4 protein-coding genes and 2 pseudogenes are annotated in these 4,618 nt (G+C 40.3%); 2 read left to right on the top strand and 4 right to left on the bottom strand.

Annotated features, from left to right (window positions below; translation table 11 throughout):
* Positions 1-42: 42 nt before the first annotated feature.
* Together QZ562_RS19755 and QZ562_RS19750 are read left to right on the top strand one after the other, a co-directional pair.
* Positions 43-1,409, top strand: a pseudogene (locus tag QZ562_RS19755) (DegQ family serine endoprotease).
* Between the two features lie 100 nt (positions 1,410-1,509).
* Entirely contained in the window at positions 1,510-2,562 is a 1,053-nt protein-coding gene (locus QZ562_RS19750; protein ID WP_293764116.1) for a trypsin-like peptidase domain-containing protein, read from the top strand.
* 24 nt (positions 2,563-2,586) lie between these two features.
* On the opposite strand, the gene murA is transcribed toward QZ562_RS19750, so the two are convergent.
* The 4 genes and pseudogenes from murA to QZ562_RS19730 form a co-directional block, all read right to left on the bottom strand.
* Complete coding sequence (gene murA, locus QZ562_RS19745) at positions 2,587-3,849, bottom strand: UDP-N-acetylglucosamine 1-carboxyvinyltransferase (RefSeq protein WP_293764114.1); 1,263 nt, start codon at positions 3,847-3,849, stop codon at positions 2,587-2,589.
* A gap of 45 nt (positions 3,850-3,894) precedes the next feature.
* Entirely contained in the window at positions 3,895-4,152 is a 258-nt protein-coding gene (locus QZ562_RS19740; protein WP_293764112.1) for a BolA/IbaG family iron-sulfur metabolism protein, read from the bottom strand.
* Between the two features lie 29 nt (positions 4,153-4,181).
* Positions 4,182-4,496: an STAS domain-containing protein gene (locus QZ562_RS19735; RefSeq protein WP_293764109.1), complete on the bottom strand. Its 315-nt coding sequence runs from the start codon at positions 4,494-4,496 to the stop codon at positions 4,182-4,184.
* Positions 4,497-4,618 (bottom strand): annotated as a pseudogene (locus QZ562_RS19730) (ABC transporter substrate-binding protein); the annotation flags it as partial. It abuts the gene before it with no gap.

Below are 4,618 nucleotides of genomic sequence, written 5' to 3'. Positions count from 1 at the left end.
GTCTTTGTATTGTTTTAATTTAGATGTTGGAGATGATAGTTGATGAATAAAGTTGTAAAACGTTTTGTTGGAACTTTTTGTATAATTGCAGCAAGCATGTCGGTTAATTTAGTGTCTCACGCTGCAATACCTTTTTTTTCAACAGATAAAAATGAGATACCTAGTCTTGCTCCTATGTTAGACGAAGCGACTCCTGCAATTGTAAGCATATCCGTGGAAGGTACGCAGGTTTCCCGCCAACGTGTACCGAAATGTTTAAGCATTTTTTCGGTGATTCAGAAGAACAAATACAAGAAAGGCCTTTTAAAGGATTGGGGTCTGGTGTCATTATTGATTCAAAAGAAGGCTACGTAGTGACAAATAATCACGTAGTTGATAATGCTGATGAAATTACGGTCAAACTGACAGATGGCCGCGAATTCAAAGCTAAAAAATTAGGTGCTGATGAACAAAGTGATATTGCCTTATTAAAAATAGAACCCGATGAGTTAACAGCAATGCCACTTTCTGACTCAGATGAGTTGAGAGTAGGCGATTTTGTCGTAGCAATTGGTAATCCTTTTGGACTAAACCAGACCGTTACCTCAGGTATTGTTAGTGCTCTGGGCCGGTCGGGATTAAATATAGGTGGTTATGAAAACTTCATTCAAACTGATGCTGCGATTAATAGAGGTAATTCAGGTGGTGCTTTGGTCAATCTTAGTGGTGAATTAGTAGGAATTAACACAGCCATCTTTGGCCCTAATGGCGGCAATGTTGGAATTGGTTTTGCTATCCCAACCAATATGATGAAAAGTCTGGTTGACCAAATTATAGAGTTTGGCGAAGTAAGACGTGGTTTGCTTGGAATTATTGGTCAAGATATTGATTCTGGCTTGGCAGATGCAATGAACCTTGATGTCAACCAAGGCGCATTTGTCAGCGCAGTATCACCAGACACAGCAGCCGAGAAAGGCGGTATTCAAGCAGGCGATATTATTACGGAAATTGATGGCAGATCTGTAGTGAGTTTCCAAGAGTTAAGGGCAAAGGTTGCCAGCAGAGGCGCTGGTGCCGAGCTAGAACTAACGATACTACGCAAGGGGAAACGCGAAAAAATCAACGTTGTACTCAGTGATGCGACACAAAATGCAGTTATAGCCAAAGAAATACACCCTGCTTTAGAAGGAGCGACCCTGGGTAATGGCGAAACAAAACAGGGCGAAAATGGTGTGGTGATTTCAAATCTACAGGCTCGCTCTCCAGCTGCTCGTATTGGCTTGCAAGATGGTGATGTAATAATAGGTATCAATCGCAGAAAGATTGATACTGTTATGCAACTACGCTCAGAGTTGGACGAGGCAAAAGGAGTTATTGCTTTGAATATAAAACGTGGAATTTCGTCTTTATATTTGGTTATACGTTCATAAAATCTATCTGTTGATAGTGGTGCTAGAACTTAGTTCTGCTATCAACTCACTGATTTCAATGTTATTATTTAACTTATCTGATGTAACATGCTAAATCCCTGTGCAAAAAACATTTTCTTTTTTACTGAAATCTATTCTTATCGGCGTGATCATTTCATCGGTCATCCTACTTCTAGTTCCTGATCTACGCCAAGGTAGTGGCCTACCCTTGACGCTATTTATTAATACTGACTCTTCTTCAAAAAAGTTAAGCTTAAATTCAGCGGTTAATGCTGCTGGCCCAGCTGTAGTAAATATATATAGTACAGGTATCGATAGTGCAGGTTACAATCGAAGACGTCCGGTAGAACGTAATAGTTTGGGTTCTGGTGTAGTTATGACATCAAGTGGTTATATTCTGACTTGCTATCACGTTATTGCTAATGCCAAACTGATTATAGTTGGATTGCAAGATGGTCGATTCGAAGAGGCACAAATTGTTGGTTATGATAAGGTAACTGATTTGGCGGTACTAAGCGTAACAGCAGAAAATCTTCACCCCATCCCTCAATTAGATGATCCTAAGACGTTAGTAGGTGACATTGTGTTGGCTTTAGGTAATCCCTACAATTTGGGACAAACGGTCACAAAAGGCATTGTTAGTCGGATCAGCAACAATGAACTCAACAACTATTTTGATTACATCCAGACAGACGCTGCGCTTAACGAAGGTAACTCTGGTGGAGCACTTATTGATAGTGAAGGTTTTTTAATTGGTATTAACAACGCGAACTTCAAAATTGGCACTAGTCGTAGTCGAGTTGAATCGGTTGATGGAGTGTCGTTTGCAGTACCTTATAAGTTAGCAAACAAAATTTTAAATGAAATAATTTCTACTGGCAAAGTCACACGCGGAGCACTAGGTTTTGTAGGTCAGGCGGGTCCAAACAGTGCTGGAATTATAGTGACAGCGATAAGTCAGGGAAGTCCAGCAGAATTAGGTGGGTTACAGGTTAGAGACCTAATTATATCTGTAAACAAAATTCCAGCTGTTAGTATTCGCGATACTCTTGATTACATTGCTGATACGGAACCAGGTAATAGTGTTACCTTCGAAGTGAACAGAAATGGGGCCATGTTAAAATTAGAAATGGTAGTGGCTGAATTGCCATAGTAATCTTAAAAGTCAAATACGTAATTAATCTTTCACACGTTTAATATTGGCACCTAGTCCGTTTAGCTTTTTCTCGATGTGTTCGTAGCCTCGGTCCAAATGGTAAATGCGATCTACTGTTGTTTGCCCTTCTGCCACTAGCCCTGCAATAACCAAGCAAGCTGAAGCCCGCAGATCAGTCGCCATGACCTGGGCACCTTTCAAAGTCGATTTACCGTGACAAACAGCAGTATTGGCTTGTAATGATATATTTGCACCCATTCGCTGTAGTTCAGGCACATGCATAAATCGGTTTTCAAAAATGTTTTCAGTCACTACGCCTGTTCCCTGTGCCAAACAATTAAGCGCAACAAATTGCGCCTGCATATCGGTCGGAAATCCTGGGTGTGGAGCCGTTTTAATATCTACACTTTTAAGCCGTCTATTGGTCATATCCAACTCAATCCAATCATCACCAACTGATAGTTTAGCGCCAGCTTTAGATAATTTATCAAGCACTGCTTCAAGGGTTTTAGGTGCCGCGTGTGCACAGCGAATTTTTCCACCTGTTACTGCCGCAGCAATTAAAAACGTACCGGTTTCAATTCTGTCCGGTAACACACGGTAACGGCATCCTGATAAGGACTCAACACCTTGAATAATAATTTTGTCGGTTCCAGCATGTGACACTTTAGCGCCCATCGCATTTAAACAATGAGCCAAGTCTACGATTTCTGGTTCTCTGGCGGCGTTTTCTAAAATAGTTTCACCTTGTGCCAAACATGCTGCCATCATCAAGTTTTCTGTAGCACCAACACTGACGACATCCATAAATATATGTGCGCCTTGCAATTTTCCATCTACGGATGCCCTGATGTAACCACTGTCCACATCAATCTTCGCACCCATTTGTTCAAGTCCTTGCAAATGCAAGTTCACTGGACGCGCACCAATAGCGCAACCACCAGGTAAGGATACATTAGCTTGTCCAAACTTAGCCAAAAGTGGCCCTAGCACCAAGATAGATGCACGCATGGTCTTGACCAACTCATAGGAGGCATTGAAATTATTTATCGAACTAGGATCAATTACTACAGATTGACCATCATGACGGTGTGCTTTTGCACCGAGTTCACTTAACAAAGATAAGCTGGTGTGAATATCTCTCAACTCAGGAACGTTATCGAAATAACAAGTCGATTCTGCCAATATGCTTGACATCAAAATGGGCAGCGCAGCATTTTTGGCGCCTGAAATAGGCACCGTTCCGTTTAAAGGCTGGCAAGCCTCAATAATTAGTTTGTCCATGATTACACTCTATTCGATATTACTGAAATGATGTTATTGCGGATATTATTGCGGAATATTAAACATTTTCTCACGCTTCCACTGACTTTCAGTGAATGTTTTAATAGAAACAGCATGCATGCTACCTTCGGAAATTTTTGCCGCTAATGGCGCATAAACAAACTGCTGTTTTTTCACCCTGCTCATATCCTCAAATTGATCACTCACAGCAATAACTTGGAAATGAGATCCATCAGCTTTAACATGTACTTCCGCTAAGCCTAATTCTTCAAGCAAAAGTGCTTCGATTTGTTTATTGTCCATGAAAAGTCCAGATTTAAAAAGTTATTCTGCTATTGTACCGACAAAAAACCCTCTACGTCGCTTATTTTTGCAAGCTTTATTAGGCTTTCTGGGATGTTTTTAAGTTTAAAATGTATATTTTGTTGTTGGTTATCTTTCAAAAAATTCATCAACCACGCTAACCCTGCAGTATCAGAATGGCTCACACCAGACATATCTAGGATAGAAACATCATTACTAGCTTGGCTTATGTCATGTTTCTTAAGGGTCGCCAAAGCAGCTGATTTAGCTATATTGTTGCGATTTAACTCGCCTTGTAAAATATAATAACCTCTACTTGACTCAATCACTTCTAATTTAGTCACTTAGAGTCCCTTCTTTTGGGCGTTAATATTAATCGGCTTATTAATGGTGTCATTCATCAAATCGATTACTTTTTGTATTCCATCATTGCGCAAAATAGATTGAAATTCACTCTGTTTACTAG

The organism is uncultured Paraglaciecola sp., from assembly GCF_913058035.1.
In the GTDB taxonomy this organism is placed as follows: Bacteria; Pseudomonadota; Gammaproteobacteria; order Enterobacterales; family Alteromonadaceae; genus Paraglaciecola.
This window is presented reverse-complemented; position numbering and strand designations above follow the sequence as displayed.

Excerpts from the sequence above, each read along its gene's own strand:
- murA (WP_293764114.1), bottom strand. The coding sequence starts at position 3,849 with ATGGACAAACTAATTATTGAGGCTTGCCAGCCTTTAAACGGAACGGTG.
- QZ562_RS19740 (WP_293764112.1), bottom strand. The coding sequence starts at position 4,152 with ATGGACAATAAACAAATCGAAGCACTTTTGCTTGAAGAATTAGGCTTA.